Source organism: Sphingomicrobium nitratireducens (assembly GCF_026157035.1).
Lineage (GTDB): Bacteria > Pseudomonadota > Alphaproteobacteria > Sphingomonadales > Sphingomonadaceae > Sphingomicrobium > Sphingomicrobium nitratireducens.
Map to the genome: position 1 here is coordinate 1,870,310 of NZ_JANJZA010000001.1, position 20,405 is coordinate 1,890,714.

Sequence of the window (20,405 nt, forward strand, 5' to 3'; positions counted from 1 at the left end):
AACGCGGGTGCGACGCGCTTTTTTCCAAAAGCGCCGAGCCACGCCTTGCATCCTCTCGCACCCCTTGCTAGGGGCGCGCCAACCCATGGGGGGCGCACGGTTTTTTCCAAGACCGCAGCGCCCCGTTCGTTGCATGGGCAATATACTCTGTTCGGAGCATGACACGCGTGGAGAATTCCGGCGGCATCCGGGCCAGCTTGGCGGGGCGTTACGCCTCGGCGCTCTTCGGCCTGGCGCGAGACGAAAACCAGATCGACACGGTGGCGGCGAGCCTTGATTCGCTGCGCGCCGCGCTCGCCGAATCGGCCGAGCTCAAGGCGGTGGCGACTTCGCCGATGATCGACCGCGCCGCGGCCGTGAAGGCGATGGGCGCGCTGGCCAAGGAAATGAAGCTGGACGGGCTGACCGCCAACTTCCTCGGCGTGCTCGCCGACAAGGGCCGCCTGTCGCAGCTTGGCGCCGCGCTCGGTGCGTTCGACACGCTGCTCGCCGCCCATCGCGGCGAGGCCAAGGCCGAAGTGACCAGCGCCCACCCGCTCGACGACGCCCAGATCGAGGCGCTCCGCAAGAAGCTGTCGGCCCGCGTTGGCCGCGACGTTTCGGTCGAGCCCAAGGTCGACCCCGCCCTTCTCGGCGGCATCAGGATCCAGCTGGGCAGCCAGCTGATCGATGCCTCCGTCCAAACCAAACTCAACACCCTCGCTCAGGCGATGAAAGGCTGAACATGGATATCCGTGCCGCTGAAATTTCCCGCGTGATCCGCGACGAGATCAAGAATTTCGACGCTGACGCCAAGGTCACCGAAGTCGGTTCCGTTCTCTCGGTCGGCGACGGCATCGCCCGCGTCCACGGCCTCGACAACGTCCAGGCGGGCGAGATGGTCGAGTTCGCCGGCGGCGTGCAGGGCATGGCCCTCAACCTCGAGAGCGACAATGTCGGCGTCGTCATCTTCGGTTCGGACCGCGAAGTCGCCGAAGGCTCGACCGTCAAGCGCACCGGCACCATCGTCGACGTGCCCGTCGGCAAAGGCCTTCTGGGCCGCGTCGTCGACGCGCTCGGCAACCCGATCGACGGCAAGGGCCCGATCGAGGCCACCGAGCGCAGCCGCGTCGAGGTCAAGGCGCCGGGCATCATCCCGAGGAAGTCGGTGCACGAGCCGGTCCAGACCGGTCTCAAGGCGCTCGACGCGCTCGTCCCCGTCGGCCGCGGCCAGCGCGAGCTGATCATCGGCGACCGTCAGACCGGCAAGTCGGCCGTCGCGATCGACACCTTCATCAACCAGAAGGACATCAACAAGTCGGGTGACGAGAGCGAGAAGCTCTACTGCATCTACGTCGCGGTCGGCCAAAAGCGCTCGACCGTCGCGCAGCTCGTCAAGACGCTCGAAGAAAACGGCGCGATGGAATATTCCATCATCGTCGCCGCGACCGCTTCGGAGCCGGCCCCGCTGCAGTTCCTCGCGCCCTACACCGGCTGCGCGATGGGCGAATATTTCCGCGACAACGGCATGCACGCCGTGATCGTGTACGACGATCTGTCCAAGCAGGCCGTCGCCTACCGCCAGATGTCGCTGCTGCTGCGCCGTCCGCCGGGCCGCGAAGCCTATCCGGGCGACGTCTTCTACCTGCATAGCCGCCTGCTCGAGCGCGCGGCCAAGATGAACGAGGACAACGGTGCCGGTTCGCTGACCGCGCTGCCGATCATCGAGACCCAGGCGGGCGACGTGTCGGCCTACATCCCGACCAACGTGATCTCGATCACCGACGGCCAGATCTTCCTCGAGACCGACCTGTTCAACGCGGGTATCCGCCCGGCCATCTCGGTCGGCCTGTCGGTCAGCCGCGTCGGCGGCGCCGCGCAGACCAAGGCGATGAAGAAGGTCGCGGGTTCGATCAAGCTCGAGCTGGCGCAGTATCGCGAAATGGCCGCGTTCGCGCAGTTCGGTTCGGACCTCGACGCCTCGACCCAGAAGCTGCTGGCCCGCGGTGCGCGCCTGACCGAGCTTTTGAAGCAGAAGCAGTTCAACCCGATGCCGATGGAAGAGCAGGTCGTCTCGATCTACGCCGGTACCAACGGCTTCATCGACGCGGTCAAGGTCGAGGACGTGACCCGCTACGAGGCGGCGATGCTGACCTTCATGCGTTCGGATCACGCCGACATCCTGAAGACGATCCGCGAGACCAAGAAGCTCGAGGACGACACGGTCGCCAAGCTCAAGGACGCGCTCGCCGCGTTCGGCAAGCAGTTCGGTTGATCAGAGGGACGAGCAGGAGACGCTAGCCGATGGCCAGCCTCAAAGATCTCAAGCTGAGGATCAACTCGGTCAAGTCGACCCAGAAGATCACCAAGGCGATGAAGATGGTCGCCGCGGCCAAGCTGCGGCGTGCCACCGAGCGCGCCGAGGCGGGCCGTCCCTACGCGCAGCGCCTCGCCGACGTCGTCTCGTCGCTCGCGGGCCGCATCACCGTCGGGCCGCAGAGCCCCAAGCTGATCGCCGGCACGGGCAAGGACGACACGCACCTGATCGTCGTCGTCACCGCCGACAAGGGCCTCGCGGGTGCGTTCAGCTCGAACATCGTCAAGGCCGCCAAGGCCAAGGCGGATGCGCTGATCGCCGAGGGCAAGGACGTCCATTTCTATATCGTCGGGCGCAAGTCCAAGCCGATCCTCAACCGCTTCTTCCCGGGCAAGGTGATCGGCCAGCACGACACGATGGGCATCAAGAACCCGGCCTATTCGGATGCACAGGCGATCGCCGACGACATCGTCGACCGGTTCAACGCCGGTCGCTTCGACGTCGCGCACCTCGCTTATGCCGAGTTCAAGACCACGCTGTCGCAGGTCCCGATGGTCGATCAGATCATCCCGGTCGTCCCGGCCGAGGTCGAGGACACGGGCGCCGCGGCGGCCGCGGTCGAGTACGAGCCGGACGAGGAAGCGATTCTCGCCGACCTGCTGCCCAAGAACGTCGCGATCCAGATCTACCGCGCGCAGCTGGAAAACCAGGCCGGTTTCTACGGCTCGCAGATGACCGCGATGGACAATGCGACACGCAACGCGGGCGACATGATCAACCGCCTCTCGATCCAGTACAATCGCCAACGCCAGGCGGCGATCACCACCGAACTCGTCGAAATCATCTCGGGCGCCGAAGCGCTCTAACTTCAAGGCAAGGGACAGACACATGGCCACCGCCACCAAGACCCAGACCGGTCGCATCGCGCAGGTTATCGGCGCCGTCGTCGACGTCGAATTCGACGGCGAACTGCCGCCGATCCTCGGCGCGCTCGAGACCGACAACAACGGCAACCGCCTCGTTCTCGAGGTCGCGCAGCACCTGGGCGAGAACATCGTCCGCACGATCGCGATGGACGCGACCGAGGGCCTCACCCGCGGCCAGGCCGTCAAGGCGACCGGCTCGATGATCGAGGTTCCCGTCGGCCCCAAGACGCTCGGCCGCATCATGAACGTGGTCGGCGAGCCGATCGACGAACTCGGCCCGATCGGCAGCGACATGCACATGCCGATCCACGCGGAAGCGCCGGAATTCGTCGACCAGTCGACCGACGCGGCGATCCTCGTCACGGGCATCAAGGTCATCGACCTTCTCGCCCCCTATGCCAAGGGCGGCAAGATCGGCCTGTTCGGCGGCGCGGGCGTGGGCAAGACCGTGCTCATCCAGGAGCTGATCAACAACATCGCCAAGGGTCACGGCGGCGTGTCGGTGTTCGCCGGCGTCGGCGAGCGCACCCGCGAGGGTAACGACCTCTATCACGAGTTCCTCGACGCGGGCGTCATCGCCAAGGACAAGGACGGCAACGCGACGCCGGAAGGCTCGAAGGTCGCGCTCGTCTACGGTCAGATGAACGAGCCGCCGGGCGCGCGTGCGCGTGTCGCGCTGTCGGGTCTCACTCAGGCCGAATATTTCCGCGACCAGGAAGGCCAGGACGTGCTCTTCTTCGTCGACAACATCTTCCGCTTCACCCAGGCGGGTTCGGAAGTGTCGGCGCTGCTCGGCCGTATTCCGTCGGCCGTGGGCTACCAGCCGACCCTGTCGACCGACATGGGCGCGCTGCAGGAGCGCATCACCTCGACCAACAAGGGCTCGATCACCTCGGTGCAGGCCATTTACGTCCCCGCGGACGACTTGACCGACCCGGCGCCGGCGACCTCGTTCGCCCACTTGGACGCGACCACCACCCTGTCGCGCGCCATCTCGGAACTCGGCATCTATCCGGCGGTCGACCCGCTCGACAGCTCGAGCCGCGTGCTCGAGCCGCGCATCGTCGGCGAGGAGCATTACCAGACCGCGCGTGCGGTCCAGGAGATCCTCCAGAAGTACAAGTCGCTGCAGGACATCATCGCCATTCTCGGCATGGACGAACTGTCGGAAGAGGATAAGCTGACGGTCGCGCGCGCCCGCAAGATCCAGCGCTTCCTCTCGCAGCCGTTCCACGTCGCCGAAGTCTTCACCAACATTCCGGGCCAGTTCGTCCAACTCGAAGACACGATCCGCTCGTTCAAGGCGGTCGTGAACGGCGAGTACGACCATCTTCCGGAAGCGGCCTTCTACATGGTCGGCGGCATCGAAGACGCCGTCGCCAAGGCCGAGAAGATGGCGGAAGACGCCTAAGCTCGATGGCGGGGAGCGATCTTCGCCTCGAGGACTGCATCAACCGGGTCTGCCCGTGGTCGGGCGACCCGGTGCAGGCCGACAGCCTGACGCTCTACCAGGGCAAGGTGGTCGGCTTCTGCAACCCGGGCTGCCGGGACAAGTTTGAGAAAGCCGCTTCGCATTTCGACGCGGCGATCGATGGGAAGAATTGAGACCATGGCCGACCTTCAGTTCGAACTGGTGACCCCGGAAAAGCAGCTGCGCTCGGAGAGCGTCCACATGGTCGTGGTGCCCGGCGTCGAGGGCGACTTCGGCGTGATGGCGGGCCACGCCCCATTCATGACCACGCTCAAGGACGGCTCGCTGGAAATCTACAAGACCGCCGGCGGCGAACCCGAGCGCGTGATGGTCTCGGGCGGTTTCGCCGAAGTCGGCGACAAGGGCCTCACCGTCCTCGCGGAGAAGGCGGAAGGCTGACATTTCTCGACCACTTGCGGACGTTGTCGGGCGGGCCTTCGGGTCCGCCCTTTTCGTTTCTGACGACACCCTCATCAACCTTTTTGAAGGGTTTGCCGCTTATTTACCCAATAGATTTCCGATGAATTCGAACGGGGATGGGTTAGGCATGAACGCTTTCGGTAACCGCAACGGCATGGGCGGCAAGGGCCAGCGCAAGAGCTTCGGCGTCGCGCGTCCGATGCAGGGCGCGCCGTCGAATCCCGCCCGCGAACAGCACGCGCCCGACGGTGGCGGCGAGCAGTTCCCCCCGCTCGACGAGCTCGAACAGGCCGGCACCGAAATCCCTGCGCCCAAGCCGCAGGGCGGCAGCCTGTCCGCGATGGACAAGCTCAACCAGCGCATGAACGACGAGGGCGGCAAGGAAGACAAGGCCGAGGGCTTCGAAGCCAGCGTCAACAAGATCAAGGACCAGGTCCTGCCCCGCCTGCTCGAGCGCGTCGACCCGGAAGCCGCCGCAACGCTCGGCAAGGACGAGCTGGCCGAGGAATTCCGCCCGATCATCTCCGAGGTGCTCGCAGAGCTCAAGATCACGCTGAACCGCCGCGAACAGTTCGCGCTGGAAAAGGTGCTGGTCGACGAACTGCTCGGCCTCGGCCCGCTCGAGGAACTGCTCGCCGATCCGGCGGTCAGCGACATCATGGTCAACGGCCCCGACCAGACCTTCGTCGAGCGCAAGGGCAAGCTCGAACTGTCCAAGATCCAGTTCCGCGACGAGGAGCACCTGTTCCAGATCGCGCAGCGCATCGTGAACCAGGTCGGCCGCCGCGTCGACCAGACCACGCCGCTGGCCGACGCCCGCCTCAAGGACGGCAGCCGCGTCAACGTCATCATCCCGCCGCTGTCTCTCAAGGGCACGGCGATCTCGATCCGTAAGTTCTCCGACAAGCCGATCACCGTCGACATGATGCGCGGGTTCGGCTCGATGTCGGAAAAGATGGCGACGTGCCTCAAGATCGCGGGCGCGAGCCGCATGAACATCGTCATCTCGGGCGGTACCGGTTCGGGTAAGACGACGATGCTCAACGCCCTGTCGAAGATGATCGACCCGGGCGAGCGCGTGATCACGATCGAAGACGCGGCCGAACTTCGCCTGCAGCAGCCGCACTGGCTGCCGCTGGAAACCCGCCCTGCCAACCTCGAGGGCCAGGGCGCGATCTCGATCCGCGACCTCGTCATCAACGCGCTGCGTATGCGTCCCGACCGCATCATCCTGGGCGAAATTCGCGGACAGGAGTGTTTCGACCTCCTCGCTGCGATGAACACGGGCCACGACGGCTCGATGGCCACGCTCCACTCCAACTCCCCGCGCGAATGTCTGGCGCGTATGGAGAACATGGTCATGATGGGCGACATCAAGATCCCGAAGGAGGCGATCAGCCGTCAGATCGCGGATTCGGTCGACCTCATCGTCCAGGTGAAGCGTCTTCGCGACGGTTCGCGCCGTACCACCAACATCACAGAGGTGATCGGGATGGAAGGCGACGTCATCGTGACGCAGGAACTGTTCAAGTTCGAGTATCACGACGAGACTCCCGACGGGAAGATCATCGGCGAGTATGCCTCGATGGGCCTTCGCCCCTACACGCTCGACAAGGCCAAGCAGTTCGGCTTCGACCAGCCCTATCTCGAGGCCTGCCTCTAGGGTTCCCGGGCGGGCGAAGGCGTCGCTTTCGCCCTCCACCCCCTTGCGTCCGTCGGCTGCGCCCTTCATGCAGGGCGCAACGATGTTGTTGCGGGGCCTTTCACCATGCGTCTGTTCCTGATTGCGCTGGCCGGTTTGACGGCGTGCGCGGATGCGCCCGTGCGGGCCGAGCCCGTCACGCTCCAGGCAGCGATCGCGTCTCCCGTCCGCAGCGCGGCCAACCGCGCCCGTGACACACAGCGCCATCCTGCGCAAACGCTCGCCTTTTTCGGCGTCGAGCCCGACGACCGGGTCGTCGAACTGTGGCCGGGCGGCGGGTGGTACACCGAAATCCTTGCCCCCTATCTCGCCGATGCCGGTGAACTGGTGCTGGTGTCGAGCGAGGGCGGGCTCGGACCCGCGCGCGCCAAGGCGGGCGCCGACCCGGCGACCTACGGCAAGGTAAGGTTCGCGTCCCTCCCCGCTCCCGGCGGCGACGCGGGGCTCGGCGGAACTGTCGACGTGGTGCTGACCTTTCGCAACACGCACAGCTGGCTCAATGCCGAGCCGCCCCACGCGGCCGCGATGTTCGCCTCGGCTTTTGCCATGCTCAAGCCCGGCGGCACGCTCGGCCTCGTCCAGCACCGCCTGCCCGAGAACGGCGCGGCCGCTCTCGAAGGTCGCTCGGGGTACGTGAAGCAATCGACCGTCATCGCGCTGGCACAGGCTGCCGGTTTCGAGTTGGTCGAGACCAGCGAGATCAACGCCAATCCCAACGATAGCGCCGACCATCCCAACGGGGTGTGGACGCTGCCGCCGCGGCTCGACGCGTTCGAGGGCGAGCGCGCGCACTACCTCGCGATCGGCGAGAGCGATCGCATGACCCTCAAGTTCCGCAAGCCGGACTAGGGAAAGAAGAATGGGGGCGGACATCGAACGCGACTGGGACACGCTGGCACAGGCGATCGGTCGGCACGAAGATGCGCGCGTCGCGGTGCGGTTGCCCGGAGGGGCGATCGACTTAGCTCGCTTTCGCGCCGACATCGCCGCGACGACGAGCTGGCTGCGCCGGCAGGGGGTCGGGCCGGGTAAGCGGGTCGCGGTGGGGTTTCCCGCCGACGGGCGCACGATGGCCTACCAGGACTGGCTGCTCCTGCTGGGGACGATCCTTTCGGGCGCGCGGCACACCAGCGTCGGCGACCCCGCGACCTACCATGCGCTGGCCGAAAGCGGGCCGATCGATGCCGCCGTCGGCGACCTGCCGCCCGACGCGAAAGACCCGATCGGGTTCGCGATGTCGATGCTCGAGGATCACCGCGACGCGACGTGGCCGCCCGATCCGGGCCTCGAGACGGAGGCGGTGCGGATCAACCTTACCTCGGGCACGACCGGGCGCGCGAAGCTGGTCGAGTGGGACCACGCCATGCTGTGCGGCCGGATCGCCCAGCTGCTCGGCGACGTTGGACCCGACGACGTCCTCGTCTCGCAGCTTCTCCCGCGCACCACCGCGGGCTTTCGCTATCCGCTCGCCGTGTGGGCGGCGGGTGGCACGGTCGCGCTGGCGGACGAGAACCGCCAGCCGGTGATCGCCAATGAGGCGACGGTTTCGGTGATGTCGCCGGTGCAACTGCGCAACATCGTCAATCAGGGCGCGCGGGTCGTCGACCCGGGCAACCGGCGCATCCTGCTGTTTGGCGGTCGCCTGCCGCGCCAGGTCGGCGCGCTCGCCACCCGGCGGCTCGCCCATGACGTGCGTATCCACTACGGTTCGACCGAAACCGGCAACATCTCTTCGGGCGCGGCGCAATTCACCGCGCGGCATCCCGGCGCGGTGGGCCACGTCCGCGAGGGCGTGACGGTCGAGATCGTCGACCCGGCCGGCAACCCCGTCCCGCCCGGCACGATCGGATCGCTGCGCGCGAAGACCCCGTTGATGGTCGAAGGCTATGCCGCACGCCCCGACGACACGTCGCAGGGCAGTTTCCGCGACGGCTGGTTCCAGCCGGGCGACCTTGCCATCCTCTTCGAGGACGGGCTGCTCGCCATCGAGGGCCGCGCGAGCGACACCCTCAACGTCGGCGGCTGGAAGCTCAACGCGCCCGACGCCGAGGAACGGCTTGCCGAGATCGAGGGCGTCGAGGACGCGGCCTGCGTCGTGCTCCAGCTGCCGGGCGGCGACCGGCTCGGCGTGGCCGCGATCGCCGAGGGTCCCGAGACGATGAAGAAGGTGCGCGCGGTGATCGCCCAGATCGCGCCGAAGACCGTGCCGACCATGTTCGTGCGCGTGACACATTTGCCACGCAACGCGATGGGAAAGCTGCCAAGGCTTCAAATCGCGCAACAAATGACACAGACTTTTCTTAATCAACGTTCTAAAGGTTCAGTATGACGAGTGCGTCCACCCTTCTCGAGGCCGGCGATGAGAAATTGGCCATGATGCCCGCGCCGCGGCTCTCCGAAACGCTCGAACGGCCAATTCCGGCGTTCGACCCGACCGCGACCCATCACATCGGCATGTTCCTCGGCGAGGGCGTGGGCCCCGAAGTCGTGCCGGTGGCGATGCGGATGCTGGAAATCCTGTCGCGCAACAGCCATCGCCGGTTCGACATTCACGAGGGCGGCCTCATCGGCCTGCCCGCCAAGCTCAAGCACGGCTCGAGCCTGTCGGACGAGGCGATCGACTTCGCCAAGGACGTTTTCGCACGTAATGGCGCACTGTTCTGCGGCCCGGGCGGCGACCGCTTCGTCTACGAGACGCGCCGCGAATTCGACCTGTACTGCAAGTTCACCCCGCTCGAGCCGCAGCCCGCCCTCAAGGGCGCGGGCGTGGTCCGCGACGAAACCGTCGCCAAGACCGACATCATCGCGGTGCGCGAGCAGAAGGGCGGCATCTACCAGGGCCAGTGGGACGAGGAAGACGGCCAGGGCGGCCGGATCGCGACCCACAAATTCTCCTATCTCGAGCACGACGTGGTACGCATCCTGGGCGTCGCGATGCGGCTTGCCAACACGCGACGCAAGAAAGTCCACCTCGTCACCAAGCCGGGCGGCATCCCCTCGATCAGCGGCATGTGGAAGCGCTGCGCGCAGGAGATGGCCGAGGCCGCAGGCGTCGAGCTGATCGAGTTCGAGATCGACAATGCGGTCTACCAGCTGGTTGCCAACCCGGGCCAGTTCGACGTGCTCGTCTCGCCCAACATGTTCGGCGACGTGCTGGCCGATTGCGGCTCGCTGCTGCTCGCTTCGCGCGGGCTGTCCTATTCGGGCAACTTCAACGATGCCGGCCAGGCGGTCTACCAGACCGGCCACGGCGCGGCGCGCGACATTGCCGGCCAGGGCATCGCCAACCCGTCGGGGCAGATTCTCTCGCTCGGCATGATGCTGCGCGAAAGCTTCTCGTGGGGCCAGGCCGATGCGGCGCTCCGCGCGGCGCTCGCGGCGACGCTCGAGGAAGGCTATCGCACCTCCGATGTCACGACGTCGGGCTGCCAGACGGTCGGGACGCAGGCCTTCTCGGACCGGGTCGCCTATCATCTCGAACGCGTGATCGACGACGCGGGACTGTAGGCGCGGCGCGTGGGCGACACGCCGCTGCTCCTGCTGGTCGACTGCCAGGAAGATTTTTTCGCGCGGAGCGGGCTGGAGCCCGAGCGCACGGCACTGGCCGCGAAAATTGCTCGGTTGCTTGGAGCGGCGCGCACGAAAGGCTGGCCGATCGCCCACGTCCATACGCGCGTGTCCGCGGACGGGAGCGACGCGATGCCGCACCGCCGCGATCCGGCGCGGCGCGAGGTGGTCGAGGGGACGCCCGGCGCCCTGCCCATTCCCGAAGCCGCGCCGCGCGAGGGCGAACCCGTCTTCATCAAGCACTTCTTTTCCGCGTTCGACGCGCCGGGACTGGCCGAGCATCTGGGCAAGGCCGCGCCGGGCCCGCTGCTGATCGCCGGCGTGCACAGCCATGCCTGCATCCGCGAGAGCGCGACCGACGCCTACGCGGCGGGCCACGACGTGGTGATCGTTTCCGATGCCGTGGGAAGCGACGATCCCGCACACGGCCGAAGTGCGCTTGCCTGGCTTGACGGGCGCGCGGCACGCATGGCGACCATCGACGAGGTTGTCGGGACCGGGAGCGGTCCCCTCGCCCATCACGATCCGTGCGATCGAGCGCGGGTCCTCTTCGACCTGGAGGACGACGATGCGCCGACGATCGCGCGCAAGGTCGCCGCGTTGCGGGACACTCAGGCCGACTGGGCCGGGCTATCGATCGAGGAGCGCAAGCGGCGGCTGGCCGGGGGCATCGAGACCATCGAGGCGGCCCGGGACGCCCTGATCGCGCTGCTGGTCGAGGATCTGGGCAAGCCGATCGCCGACGCGGAGGGCGAATTCGGCTACGGGCAGAGACTTTCCCGCCACGTCATCGACACCGCCGAGGACCGCGAATTGGCGGGCATTGCCGAGGTCGCCTATCGCCCGCACGGGCTGGTCGGACTGATCACGCCGTGGAACAACCCGTTCGCGATACCGCTCGCCAAGCTGCTCGCGGCGCTCGTCTACGGCAACTCGGCGATCTGGAAGCCCGCCCCGCCCGCGCTGCGCCTGTCGCGCCGCATGGCCGAATTGCTGCGCGCCAGCCGTGCGCCGTTCGAGCTGGTCGCGGGCGACGCGCAGGCGGGTCGCATCATCGCGCGAGAGGTCGATGCACTCTCCTTCACCGGCTCGGACCGGGTCGGGCGCCAACTCGCTGCCGAGGGCGCCGCGCGCGGCATGCCGGTACAGGCCGAAATGGGCGGCAGCAACGCCGCCATCATTGACCGCGACGCCGATCTCGACGCCGCGGCGCATGACCTCGCGGTCGCCATGTTTAGCTACGCCGGCCAACGCTGCACCGCGATCCGGAGGCTGATCGTCCACGAGGACGTGGCCAGCGCCTTTTCGACCAAGCTGGCCGCGGCGATGGAGCGGCTCAAGGTGGGGCGTCCCGAGGAACGAGAGACGCAACTGGGCCCGATGATCGATCCTGCATCGCGCCGCCGGATCGAAGGCGCGCTGCAAGAGGCGCGCGATGCCGGCGCGCGGCTAACACGGTCCAGCCTTTCCGATGGTCATGACGGTGGCTGCTGGCTTGCACCGACATTGGTCGAGGGGCTTGCGGGCGATCACCCGCTGGGCCTTCGCGAATGGTTCGGCCCGATCGCGTTCCTGTCGACCTTTGCGACCTTCGACGAAGCCCTGGCGCTGCACGATGCCGGTCCATTCGGGCTCGTCGGCGTCTATTACGGGTTCAACGAGGCGGCACGCGAGCGTTTCCTTGCGCAGGCGCAGGCAGGGATGCTCTCGCTTGGAGAGGCGCGGCCCGCCTTCGACCCGGCCGCGCCCTTCTGCGGATGGGGACATTCTGGCTGGGGTCCGCCCGAACATGGTCGCTGGGACCGCGACTTCTTTACCCGCCCGCAGGCGCGCTATGGACGATAAGGCGGCCCGCAAGGCGCTCGAGACGCAACTGGCAGCGCTGGAGGACGAGGAGGCGCTGGGCGAGAGCGACCGCGCGACGGTCGAGCTCGACCAGGAATCGGTTGGACGCCTGTCGCGCATGGACGCGCTCCAGGTGCAGGCGATGGCGCAGGCCCAGTCGCGCCGCCGCGCCGTACAGAAGGACCGTATCCGCGCCGCGCTCGCGCGGATCGACGAGGGCGAATTCGGGTACTGCCTCGCGTGCGGCGAGGAGATCGCCGCCAAGCGGCTAGAGAATGACCCCAGCGTCACCCATTGCATCGGCTGCGCGGGAAATCAGGGAACCTGAAGACGCCTCCGGCCCTTTTGTTCGAAAGAACGCAAGTTACGGGGACGCAACGTTGAACGACCATTCAGAGGATAAGGGCCGCATCCTCGTCGTCGAGGACAGCCCGGTCCTTTCTCTTCGCGCGGAAGACATCCTGACCGACCGGGGCTTTTTCATCGTCGGGCCGGCGTACGACATGATGCAGGCGATCGACCTTGCCAAGCGCGAGCAGATCGACGCGGCGGTGATCGACCTCAACATTCGCGGCGAGAAGAGTTTCGACGTCATGAAGACGCTCGAGGAGCGCGGCGTACCGTTCGTCATCACCAGCGGCTATGCCGACTGGTCGATGCCCGAGGAATGGCGCGAACGCCCGCGGTTGCAAAAGCCGTTCGAGGACGATGCGCTGGCCGGCGCGGTGCGCGACCTGTTGCGGTCCGAGGACGACTAATTCTCTGAGATCAGGGAGGAAATGGTGGGCGTGGCAAGGATTGAACTTGCGACCCCTACGATGTCAACATAGTGCTCTACCACTGAGCTACACGCCCACATTTCCTCGCGCGCGGCAGCGATATGCCGCGGTGGTGTGGGGGCCTTTAAGGCCCGAATCATCGCTTGCCAAGCCCAAACTCGCCTAAAGGCGGCCGTGCTGGTCTTCGGTCTGGAAAATCCGGTCGACCTCGGCAACGAGGTCCTTGAGGTGGAACGGCTTGGAAAGCAGTTTCGCCTCGGGCGCGGCCTTGCCGCCCTGCAGTGCGACGGCCGCAAATCCGGTGATGAACATGACGCGGATCGAGGCGTCGATGGTGCTCGCCTTCTGCGCCAGCTCGATCCCGTCCATTTCGGGCATGACGATGTCCGTGAGGAGGAGGTCGTAGCGCTGCTTCTCGAGGAGCGGGAGCGCCTCGGTACCGCAGCCCACGCTGTCGACTTCATAACCGACGCGTTCCAGCGCCCGCGCGAGATATTCGCGCATCGAGTGGTCGTCTTCTGCCAGCAGGATCTTCGCCATAGGCTCCTCTATGCGCGTTGAAGAACGCTTTTTCCAGCCACCTTGGCCCGATCAGGCGATTGATGTTGCAAAACGGCACGCCTAGCCTCGACGCCATTGATCGAGCCCCCCCTCCCCTTGCCCGCCGTTCACCAGGGGAACGGCCGATGGCCGATCGTCCTGTCGGTCCCGCATTCGGGGCGCGGCAAGCTCGCCGATCTCGCCCCGCTCGCGCATGGCGGCAAGGCGGCGCTGATGGCGCTCGAGGACCCGTTGGTCGATGCGCTGGTAGAGCCACTCGTGCGCCAGGGGTTCGCGGCCGTAATCGCTAAGGCGCCGCGCGCGGCGATCGACTGCAACCGGGCGCTGGACGAACTCGATCCGCTGTGCGTCGAAGGCGCGTCGCCACCGCCGGCTGGTAGCCGCGCCGCGCAGGGGCTCGGGTTGATACCCTCGCGCTCGCATCGTCAGCCGCGATTGTGGAAACGCCCCTTGTCGCGCGCGCAGCTCGACCTCAGGATCGCGCGCGGCTGGACGCCCTATCATGATGCGTTGACCGGCCTGCTCGGTTCTGCCGCGGCGCGCCATGGCGGGGCGATCCTGATCGATTGCCACTCAATGCCGCCGCGCCGCCGGGGCTTGCCGCGGATCGTGCTGGGCGATCGCCACGGTACCAGCGCGGCGCCGTGGGTCAGCCGGCTCGCGGCACAGCTCGTCAAGGAGGTGGGCGAGGAATGCGGGTTCAACCATCCCTATGCAGGCGGGCACATCACGGCGTGCCATGGCGCCCCGTCGTTCGATGTCCATGCGCTGCAAGTCGAGATCGACCGGGCGGCCTATCTCGACGCGAGCCTCACCGCGCCGGGGCCCGGCATGGGCCGAATGCGCCTGCTCTTCTCGCGCTTGGCCCATGGGCTTGCCGAGGGATGGATGCGGGCGGCGGCGGAATGAAAAAGGCCGGCCCCGCACGTGGCGGGACCGGCCCTTTCATCAGGTCGCAGTCCTGGCGTCAGGCGTTTTCGGTCGCCTTGTCGCGAGCCTTCTTGAGCTCGACGATCTCCTTGGGACCCTTGCCCAGGTCGACCTGACGCGCGAACACTTCGCGGATCTGGCCGAGCGAGAAGAGGTGCGCCATGATGACCGGCAGCATGCCGTTCTGGTTCATCTTGCGCAGCTTGTCGCCGCTGAGTTCGCGCAGCTTTTCCTCGTTGATCATCTGGAAGCCGCGATAGATGAACGGCTTGTCCATGCCTTCCGGCTGTACCGACACTTCGCCGCCCATCAAGAGGTCCATGTCCATCAGCTCCTTCATGAAGGCGCCGGTGCGCTGGGCAGCCTGTTCGAACTGCTCGCAGAACTTGAGGATCTTGGTGGTCTGCTCCGACGCCTTGCCGTCCTTGTCGAACAGCGGCTCGCCCTTGCTGCCGAGCGCACCCGAGGTCGGGTCGTAGCACAGCGAGAGTTCTTCCGACTGCTCGTTGAGGCGCGCCAGCATGAACGGATAACGGCGCACGTAGGCGGGCAGGTACAGATAGTCGTCAGTCAGCTTGCCGTTGTCGTCGACGAAAGCGTTGACGCCCTCATGGAGGCCCATCAGCGCCAGCGGCACGGGGCTCTCGCCGGCCGAGAAGATGACCGGGAAGTTGCGCTGGAGAAGGTGGAACTCCTCGACGGTGACGGGAACGGCGTGCACCTTCGCGAGCACCTTGCCCGCATCGACGCGATCGATCTTGAGCTTGCCGTGCTTCTCGGTGCTGATCGGTTCGAGACCCTCGTAAAGGATCGGCAGGCCGGCGTTCGGCGCTTCACTCGCCATCAAATTACTCCTGTTTGAAGACCGGTTCGTCCAACGGATCAACCACTTGGTCCCGGTCGGAAATTTCGAAGCCATGCCTCTAGGCGTTCGAATGGCCGCGTGCAAGCCGCATCCCCTTGAAAGCGGCGGGCAAATCGCGGATTTTGTCGACGAGTGTTGCGTTTGGGGTTCATTTCCGGTTCAAGGCCCGCATGCCAGCAGGGGCGAAAGGATCGATTTCGCACGCATGTTCTCGCTGATCACCGGCATTGCCCTCATGAGCTCGACGATCGCTGCCCCCGACGGGCCGCGACCGAGCGGGCTCGTCACCGGCACCCGGCTGGCGAGCGCGGACGCGGTGCCGCCCGTGCGCAGGGTGATCATCCGCAACCAGCTGATCCTGCGTATCCCCCTGCAGCCCAAGAAGAAGACCGACGCCAGCTACCGCGTGCTCAATGCGCCTAAATGCTTCGCGACCCGCGGCATCGCCGGGGCACGGCTGGCTGGCGAGCGCACGATCGACTTCCTGATGCGCGGCAATCAGCGCGTGCGCGTCCAGACCGACCGCGACTGCAAGAGCCTCGATTTCTACGGCGGCTTCTACCTCCAGCCGACCGACGGACAGCTGTGCGTCGGGCGCGATGCGGTGCGCACCCGCATGGGCGGGTCGTGCCGGATCGAACGGGTCCAGCTCCTCCAGCCGCTTTCCAAGTAGATTTCTTGACTTTCGAGCCGTTTAGGGGCAGTCAGCCGCCGCGTCCGGCTCGCGTCGGACAAGCCTGAAATATTTCCGGAAAAACCCTGCATGTCTTTTGCCGATCTCGGCCTCTCCGATGAATTGCTGCGCGCCGTGTCCGACGCGGGCTACGACACGCCCACCCCGATCCAGAAGGGGGCGATCACGCCCGTCCTGATGGGCAAGGACCTGATCGGCATCGCCCAGACGGGCACCGGCAAGACGGCGAGCTTCGTGCTGCCGATGATCGACGTGCTCGCCGAGGGCCGCAGCCGGGCGCGCATGCCGCGTTCGCTGATCCTCGAGCCGACCCGCGAACTGGCCGCGCAGGTGGCCGAGAATTTCGAGAAATACGGCAAGTATCACAACCTCTCGATGACGCTGCTTATCGGGGGCGTGCAGATGGGCGACCAGGTCAAGGCGCTCGAGAAGGGCGTCGACGTGCTGATCGCGACGCCGGGCCGACTGCTCGACCTGTTCGAGCGCGGCAAGATCCTGCTGACCGCGTGCGACCTGCTTGTCATCGACGAGGCCGACCGCATGCTCGACATGGGCTTCATCCCGGACATCGAGAGCATCTGCCAGAAGCTGCCCAAGAACCGGCAGACGATGCTGTTTTCCGCGACCATGCCGCCGCCGATCAAGAAACTGGCGGACCGCTTCCTCAACGATCCCAAGATGATCGAGGTGGCGCGCCCGGCGACCGCCAACAAGAATATCGACCAGCAGATCGTCCAGGTGGCCCCGCGCGCCAAGCAGAAGATGCTCGAGGAGATCCTGTCTGGCAAGGAAGTCGAGACCGCGATCGTCTTCTGCAACAAGAAGGTGACCGTGCGCGACCTCACCTCCAAGCTGCGCCGCGACGGCTTCCGCGTCGGCCAGATCCAGGGCGACATGGAGCAGAAGGACCGCATCGCCGAACTCGACCGGTTCAAGGCGGGCGAGATCAACATCCTCGTCGCCTCTGACGTCGCTGCGCGCGGGCTCGACATCAAGGGCGTCAGCCACGTCGTGAACTATGACGTGCCGTGGCAGCCCGACGACTATGTCCACCGCATCGGCCGCACCGGCCGCGCGGGCGCGAGCGGTATCGCGATCACCTTGGCGACCCGCGCCGATGCCGACGCGGTCGACGCGATCGAGAAGCTGACCAAGCACAAGATCGGCGGCAAGGCGAAGGCCGAACCCGAGACCAAGGCCGAGCCCGAGAAGAAGGCCGAGACACCCAAGGCCGAGTCTCCCCGTGTCGAGAATTCCGACGAGGACAAGCCCAAGCGTCGCCGCCGCGGTGGGCGCGGCCGCAAGAAGAGCGACGAAGTGACGCCGGGCGTCGAGGCTGCCGAAGCGGCCTACGAGGACGATCGTCCCGATACCGCCGCCGCCAAGGCGTTGCCCGCCAAACCGCTTGCCCCCGAGGTCGCCGAGGGCGAATGGTCGGGACCGGTCCCGTCCTTCCTGTCGGTCGGCGCGCGCTAGGCGCTAGTTGCCGCGCCGCCGGTAGCGGTCGAGGAATCCGTTGGCGTGCGCCTCGAAGCGCTGCTCGGCGATCGCCGCGCGCATGCCCGCCATCAGCTGCTGGTAAAAGTTGAGATTGTGCTCGGTCATTAGCATCGCGCCGAGGATCTCCCCTGCGCGCACGAGATGATGGACATAGGCGCGCGTATAGGTTGCGCAGGTCGGGCAGGCGCAGTCGGGATCGAGCGGTGACTGGTCCTCGGCAAAGCGCGCGTTGCGGATGTTGATCGGCCCGTCGAGCGTGAAGGCCTGCCCTGTCCGGCCCGAGCGGGTCGGCAGCACGCAGTCGAACATGTCGATCCCGCGCCGCACCGATTCGACGAGGTCGTCGGGCTTGCCCACCCCCATCAGGTAACGCGGACGGTCGGCGGGCAGCTGACCTGGCGCAAAGTCGAGACAGCCGAGCATGGCCTCGTGCCCCTCGCCCACGGCGAGCCCGCCGACGGCAAAGCCGTCGAACCCGATGTCGATCAGCGCGTCGGCGCTTTCCTTGCGGAGTTTCTCGTCGAGGACGCCCTGCTGAATCCCGAAGATCGCGGCACGCGTCGCATGCTCGCCGCCGCTGTCGAATTCGTCGCGGCTGCGCTTCGCCCAGCGGATCGAGCGGTCCATCGCCTCGCGCTGCTTTTTTGCGCTGACGTCGGGACGGACGAGCTCGTCGAACTGCATGATGATGTCGCTGTCGAGTAGCCGCTGGACTTCGATCGAGCGCTCGGGCGTCAAGAGGTGGCGCGAGCCGTCGAGATGGCTCCTGAATGTAACGCCCTCGTCGGTGACCTTCGACAATTCGCTGAGGCTCATCACCTGGTAGCCGCCGCTGTCGGTGAGGATCGGGCGCTTCCAGTTCATGAACTTGTGGAGGCCGCCCAGCTTGGCGACGCGCTCGGCACCCGGGCGAAGCATCAGGTGGTAGGTGTTGCCGAGGATGATGTCGGCGCCCGACGCGCGGACGGCCTCGGTTTTCATTGCCTTGACGGTGGCGGCGGTCCCGACCGGCATGAAGGCGGGCGTGCGGATCTCGCCGCGCTCCATGGCGAGCGTGCCGGTGCGCGCGGCGCCGTCGGTCGCGGCGATGGTGAATTGGAAACGGGGCATCGGGCGCGCTGTTAGCGGCTCCCCGCGCGTCGCGCTAGGCCGGGATCAGCAGCGAGCCGTCGCCATAGCTGTAGAAGCGGTAGCCTTCCTCGATCGCGTGGGCGTAGGCCGCGCGCATCGTATCAAGCCCCATCAGCGCGCTGACGAGCATGAACAGGGTCGACCTGGGAAGGTGGAAATTGGTCATCAGCCCGCCGACCGCGCGAAAGCGATAGCCGGGCGTGATGAAAATGTCGGTGTCGCCCTCGAAGGGACGGATGGTGCCGTCCTCGTCGGCCGCGCTTTCGAGCAGCCGCAGCGCCGTTGTGCCTACGGCGATCAGGCGGCCGCCTTTGGCGCGCGCGGCGTTGAGGCGGCTGGCGGTGACGGCGTCGATGCGGCCCCACTCGGCGTGCATCTTGTGGTCGGAGGTATCGTCGACCTTGACCGGCAGGAAGGTCCCCGCGCCGACATGGAGGGTCAGCGTCTCGCGCGCGATGCCCCTGGCGTCGATCGCTTCGACCAGCCGGTCGGTGAAGTGGAGCGAGGCGGTGGGCGCCGCAACCGCGCCATCCTCGCGCGCAAACATGGTCTGGTAGTCCGAGCGGTCGCGTTCGTCGGTGCCGCGCTTGGAGGCGATGTAGGGAGGTAGTGGCATCGTGCCCGCGCGCTCGAGCAGTACCTCGACGGGCTCGTCGCCGTGAAAATCGAACAGGATCGCGCCGTCGTCGCCGCGGCGCAGTGCCGTTGCCTCGACACCCTGGCCGAAGTCGACCGTTTCGCCGTCGCGCAGGCGCTTGGCATTGCGCACGAAGGCCCACCATTGGCGCAGCCCCTCACGCTTGTGGAGCGTGGCGCCGACCTTCGCTTCGCCGCGGCGCCCCTCGAGCTGGGCGGGGATGACGCGCGTGTCGTTGAAGACGAGCACGTCGTCGGGACGCAGGAGGTCGGGCAGGTCGAGTACCGCGCGGTCGGCGATCGTGTCGCCGACGACGTGAAGCAGGCGCGCGGCGTCGCGCGGCGAAGCCGGCCGCAGCGCGATCAGCTCCTGCGGCAGGTCGAAGTCGAAACTGTCGACGCGCATCAGCTGTCGGCGCTGTCCTCGGCGACCTCGTCGCTCTCGGTCGCGACCGTCTCGGTCACCATCGGCGCGGCCGGGAGCGGGCCCCCGAGGCGCGCGGCGAGAATCTTGGTCGGCTGCGCGGGCGGTTCGCCCGGCGCGATCGCGTCGACCGCGTCCATGCCGCCCATCACGCGGCCGACGACGGTGTAGTCGAAGTCGAGTTTCAGCACGCTGTCGAACATGATGTAGAACTGGCTGTTGGCGCTGTTCTCGTCCTCGGCGCGGGCCATGGCGAGCGCGCCGCGCACGTGCGGCAGGCGATTGAATTCGGCCGGAAGATCGGGGAGCGAGGAGCCGCCCGAGCCGTTACCCGCCGGATCGCCGCCCTGCGCCATGAAATTGGGGATCACGCGATGGAAGCTCAGGCCGTTGTAAAAGCCCGAGCTGGCCAGCTGCTGGATCCGATAGACGTGCAGCGGGGCGACGTCGGGACGCAGCAGCACCTCGACCGTGCCGCCGTTCGACAGGTCGAGGTAGAGGTGGTTGGCTGGATCGGCTTTGATCTCGTCGGGCGCCTTGTGCGAGACATATTTGGGCAGCGGAAGTGGGTCCTTCGCGACCGCAGGCGCGCTCATCGCCGCCAGACCGAGAGCCAAACCGAAAACCAACTTGCGCATGTCTTCCCCTCCACCGGTAA

21 protein-coding genes and 1 tRNA gene are annotated in these 20,405 nt (G+C 66.7%); 16 read left to right on the top strand and 6 right to left on the bottom strand.

Going from position 1 to position 20,405, the window contains the following annotated elements:
• Positions 1-167: 167 nt before the first annotated feature.
• From NNY25_RS09510 to NNY25_RS09570, 13 genes are all read left to right on the top strand, one after another.
• Complete coding sequence (locus tag NNY25_RS09510) at positions 168-722, top strand: F0F1 ATP synthase subunit delta (RefSeq protein WP_265571118.1); 555 nt, start codon at positions 168-170, stop codon at positions 720-722.
• A gap of 2 nt (positions 723-724) precedes the next feature.
• Complete coding sequence (atpA, locus tag NNY25_RS09515) at positions 725-2,254, top strand: F0F1 ATP synthase subunit alpha (protein ID WP_265571119.1); 1,530 nt, start codon at positions 725-727, stop codon at positions 2,252-2,254.
• A gap of 29 nt (positions 2,255-2,283) precedes the next feature.
• On the top strand, positions 2,284-3,162 hold the full coding sequence (locus tag NNY25_RS09520) for a F0F1 ATP synthase subunit gamma (RefSeq protein ID WP_265571121.1): 879 nt from the start codon (positions 2,284-2,286) through the stop codon (positions 3,160-3,162).
• A gap of 22 nt (positions 3,163-3,184) precedes the next feature.
• Positions 3,185-4,633: a F0F1 ATP synthase subunit beta gene (atpD, locus tag NNY25_RS09525; protein WP_265571122.1), complete on the top strand. Its 1,449-nt coding sequence runs from the start codon at positions 3,185-3,187 to the stop codon at positions 4,631-4,633.
• Positions 4,634-4,638: 5 nt separating this feature from the next.
• The gene (locus NNY25_RS09530; protein ID WP_265571123.1) at positions 4,639-4,827 is read left to right on the top strand and encodes a glutathione S-transferase; all 189 of its coding nucleotides are present in this window, start codon (positions 4,639-4,641) and stop codon (positions 4,825-4,827) included.
• Positions 4,828-4,831: 4 nt separating this feature from the next.
• The gene (locus NNY25_RS09535; protein ID WP_265571124.1) at positions 4,832-5,092 is read left to right on the top strand and encodes an ATP synthase F1 subunit epsilon; all 261 of its coding nucleotides are present in this window, start codon (positions 4,832-4,834) and stop codon (positions 5,090-5,092) included.
• A 148-nt stretch (positions 5,093-5,240) separates the two neighbouring features.
• Positions 5,241-6,776: a TadA family conjugal transfer-associated ATPase gene (locus NNY25_RS09540; protein WP_265571126.1), complete on the top strand. Its 1,536-nt coding sequence runs from the start codon at positions 5,241-5,243 to the stop codon at positions 6,774-6,776.
• A gap of 159 nt (positions 6,777-6,935) precedes the next feature.
• Positions 6,936-7,664 (top strand): class I SAM-dependent methyltransferase, encoded by a 729-nt coding sequence (locus tag NNY25_RS09545; RefSeq protein ID WP_265571127.1) that lies wholly within the window; start codon positions 6,936-6,938, stop codon positions 7,662-7,664.
• A 10-nt stretch (positions 7,665-7,674) separates the two neighbouring features.
• Positions 7,675-9,144: a class I adenylate-forming enzyme family protein gene (locus tag NNY25_RS09550; RefSeq protein WP_265571129.1), complete on the top strand. Its 1,470-nt coding sequence runs from the start codon at positions 7,675-7,677 to the stop codon at positions 9,142-9,144.
• Complete coding sequence (locus NNY25_RS09555) at positions 9,141-10,322, top strand: isocitrate/isopropylmalate family dehydrogenase (protein WP_265571130.1); 1,182 nt, start codon at positions 9,141-9,143, stop codon at positions 10,320-10,322. Before NNY25_RS09550 ends, NNY25_RS09555 begins: the two co-directional genes overlap by 4 nt.
• A 9-nt stretch (positions 10,323-10,331) precedes the next feature.
• The gene (locus NNY25_RS09560; protein WP_265571132.1) at positions 10,332-12,227 is read left to right on the top strand and encodes an aldehyde dehydrogenase family protein; all 1,896 of its coding nucleotides are present in this window, start codon (positions 10,332-10,334) and stop codon (positions 12,225-12,227) included.
• Entirely contained in the window at positions 12,217-12,555 is a 339-nt protein-coding gene (locus NNY25_RS09565) for a TraR/DksA family transcriptional regulator (protein ID WP_265571133.1), read from the top strand. Before NNY25_RS09560 ends, NNY25_RS09565 begins: the two co-directional genes overlap by 11 nt.
• A gap of 52 nt (positions 12,556-12,607) precedes the next feature.
• A complete protein-coding gene (locus NNY25_RS09570) occupies positions 12,608-12,985 on the top strand; it encodes a response regulator (RefSeq protein ID WP_265571134.1) in 378 nt (125 codons plus the stop codon).
• Positions 12,986-13,007: 22 nt separating this feature from the next.
• On the opposite strand, the gene NNY25_RS09575 is transcribed toward NNY25_RS09570, so the two are convergent.
• Both NNY25_RS09575 and cpdR read right to left on the bottom strand, forming a co-directional pair.
• A tRNA-Val gene (locus NNY25_RS09575) sits at positions 13,008-13,082 on the bottom strand.
• Positions 13,083-13,168: 86 nt separating this feature from the next.
• On the bottom strand, positions 13,169-13,546 hold the full coding sequence (cpdR, locus tag NNY25_RS09580) for a cell cycle two-component system response regulator CpdR (RefSeq protein WP_265571135.1): 378 nt from the start codon (positions 13,544-13,546) through the stop codon (positions 13,169-13,171).
• A gap of 96 nt (positions 13,547-13,642) precedes the next feature.
• Here cpdR and NNY25_RS09585 point away from each other — a divergent pair, with 96 nt between their 5' ends.
• Entirely contained in the window at positions 13,643-14,476 is an 834-nt protein-coding gene (locus tag NNY25_RS09585) for an N-formylglutamate amidohydrolase (protein ID WP_265571136.1), read from the top strand.
• A 58-nt stretch (positions 14,477-14,534) separates the two neighbouring features.
• Here the strand turns inward: NNY25_RS09585 and NNY25_RS09590 are convergent, their stop codons facing one another.
• Positions 14,535-15,341, bottom strand: coding sequence for a SapC family protein (locus NNY25_RS09590; RefSeq protein ID WP_265571137.1), 807 nt, complete (start codon positions 15,339-15,341; stop codon positions 14,535-14,537).
• Positions 15,342-15,567: 226 nt separating this feature from the next.
• On the opposite strand from NNY25_RS09590, the gene NNY25_RS09595 reads away from it, so the two are divergent.
• Both NNY25_RS09595 and NNY25_RS09600 read left to right on the top strand, forming a co-directional pair.
• A complete protein-coding gene (locus NNY25_RS09595) occupies positions 15,568-16,035 on the top strand; it encodes a hypothetical protein (RefSeq protein WP_265571139.1) in 468 nt (155 codons plus the stop codon).
• Between the two features lie 90 nt (positions 16,036-16,125).
• Positions 16,126-17,532: a DEAD/DEAH box helicase gene (locus tag NNY25_RS09600; protein ID WP_265571140.1), complete on the top strand. Its 1,407-nt coding sequence runs from the start codon at positions 16,126-16,128 to the stop codon at positions 17,530-17,532.
• A 3-nt stretch (positions 17,533-17,535) separates the two neighbouring features.
• On the opposite strand, the gene tgt is transcribed toward NNY25_RS09600, so the two are convergent.
• From tgt to NNY25_RS09615, 3 genes are read right to left on the bottom strand one after another with little or no spacing between them, the layout of a single operon-like run.
• Positions 17,536-18,666 (bottom strand): tRNA guanosine(34) transglycosylase Tgt, encoded by a 1,131-nt coding sequence (gene tgt, locus NNY25_RS09605; RefSeq protein ID WP_265571142.1) that lies wholly within the window; start codon positions 18,664-18,666, stop codon positions 17,536-17,538.
• A gap of 34 nt (positions 18,667-18,700) precedes the next feature.
• Positions 18,701-19,729, bottom strand: a complete 1,029-nt coding sequence (queA, locus tag NNY25_RS09610; RefSeq protein ID WP_265571144.1) for a tRNA preQ1(34) S-adenosylmethionine ribosyltransferase-isomerase QueA — start codon at positions 19,727-19,729, stop codon at positions 18,701-18,703.
• Entirely contained in the window at positions 19,729-20,385 is a 657-nt protein-coding gene (locus NNY25_RS09615; protein ID WP_265571146.1) for a peptidylprolyl isomerase, read from the bottom strand. The genes queA and NNY25_RS09615 overlap by 1 nt, the downstream gene beginning before the upstream one ends.
• Positions 20,386-20,405 lie beyond the last annotated feature (20 nt).

What these genes read in the sequence shown, in the direction of transcription:
- NNY25_RS09520 (WP_265571121.1), top strand. Translation starts at nt 2,284, where the DNA reads ATGGCCAGCCTCAAAGATCTCAAGCTGAGGATCAACTCGGTCAAGTCG.
- atpA (WP_265571119.1), top strand. Translation starts at nt 725, where the DNA reads ATGGATATCCGTGCCGCTGAAATTTCCCGCGTGATCCGCGACGAGATC.
- atpD (WP_265571122.1), top strand. Translation starts at nt 3,185, where the DNA reads ATGGCCACCGCCACCAAGACCCAGACCGGTCGCATCGCGCAGGTTATC.
- NNY25_RS09600 (WP_265571140.1), top strand. Translation starts at nt 16,126, where the DNA reads ATGTCTTTTGCCGATCTCGGCCTCTCCGATGAATTGCTGCGCGCCGTG.
- NNY25_RS09530 (WP_265571123.1), top strand. Translation starts at nt 4,639, where the DNA reads ATGGCGGGGAGCGATCTTCGCCTCGAGGACTGCATCAACCGGGTCTGC.
- cpdR (WP_265571135.1), bottom strand. Translation starts at nt 13,546, where the DNA reads ATGGCGAAGATCCTGCTGGCAGAAGACGACCACTCGATGCGCGAATAT.
- NNY25_RS09595 (WP_265571139.1), top strand. Translation starts at nt 15,568, where the DNA reads ATGTTCTCGCTGATCACCGGCATTGCCCTCATGAGCTCGACGATCGCT.
- NNY25_RS09550 (WP_265571129.1), top strand. Translation starts at nt 7,675, where the DNA reads ATGGGGGCGGACATCGAACGCGACTGGGACACGCTGGCACAGGCGATC.
- NNY25_RS09590 (WP_265571137.1), bottom strand. Translation starts at nt 15,341, where the DNA reads ATGGCGAGTGAAGCGCCGAACGCCGGCCTGCCGATCCTTTACGAGGGT.
- NNY25_RS09555 (WP_265571130.1), top strand. Translation starts at nt 9,141, where the DNA reads ATGACGAGTGCGTCCACCCTTCTCGAGGCCGGCGATGAGAAATTGGCC.
- NNY25_RS09565 (WP_265571133.1), top strand. Translation starts at nt 12,217, where the DNA reads ATGGACGATAAGGCGGCCCGCAAGGCGCTCGAGACGCAACTGGCAGCG.
- NNY25_RS09535 (WP_265571124.1), top strand. Translation starts at nt 4,832, where the DNA reads ATGGCCGACCTTCAGTTCGAACTGGTGACCCCGGAAAAGCAGCTGCGC.
- tgt (WP_265571142.1), bottom strand. Translation starts at nt 18,666, where the DNA reads ATGCCCCGTTTCCAATTCACCATCGCCGCGACCGACGGCGCCGCGCGC.
- NNY25_RS09540 (WP_265571126.1), top strand. Translation starts at nt 5,241, where the DNA reads ATGAACGCTTTCGGTAACCGCAACGGCATGGGCGGCAAGGGCCAGCGC.
- NNY25_RS09615 (WP_265571146.1), bottom strand. Translation starts at nt 20,385, where the DNA reads ATGCGCAAGTTGGTTTTCGGTTTGGCTCTCGGTCTGGCGGCGATGAGC.
- queA (WP_265571144.1), bottom strand. Translation starts at nt 19,729, where the DNA reads ATGCGCGTCGACAGTTTCGACTTCGACCTGCCGCAGGAGCTGATCGCG.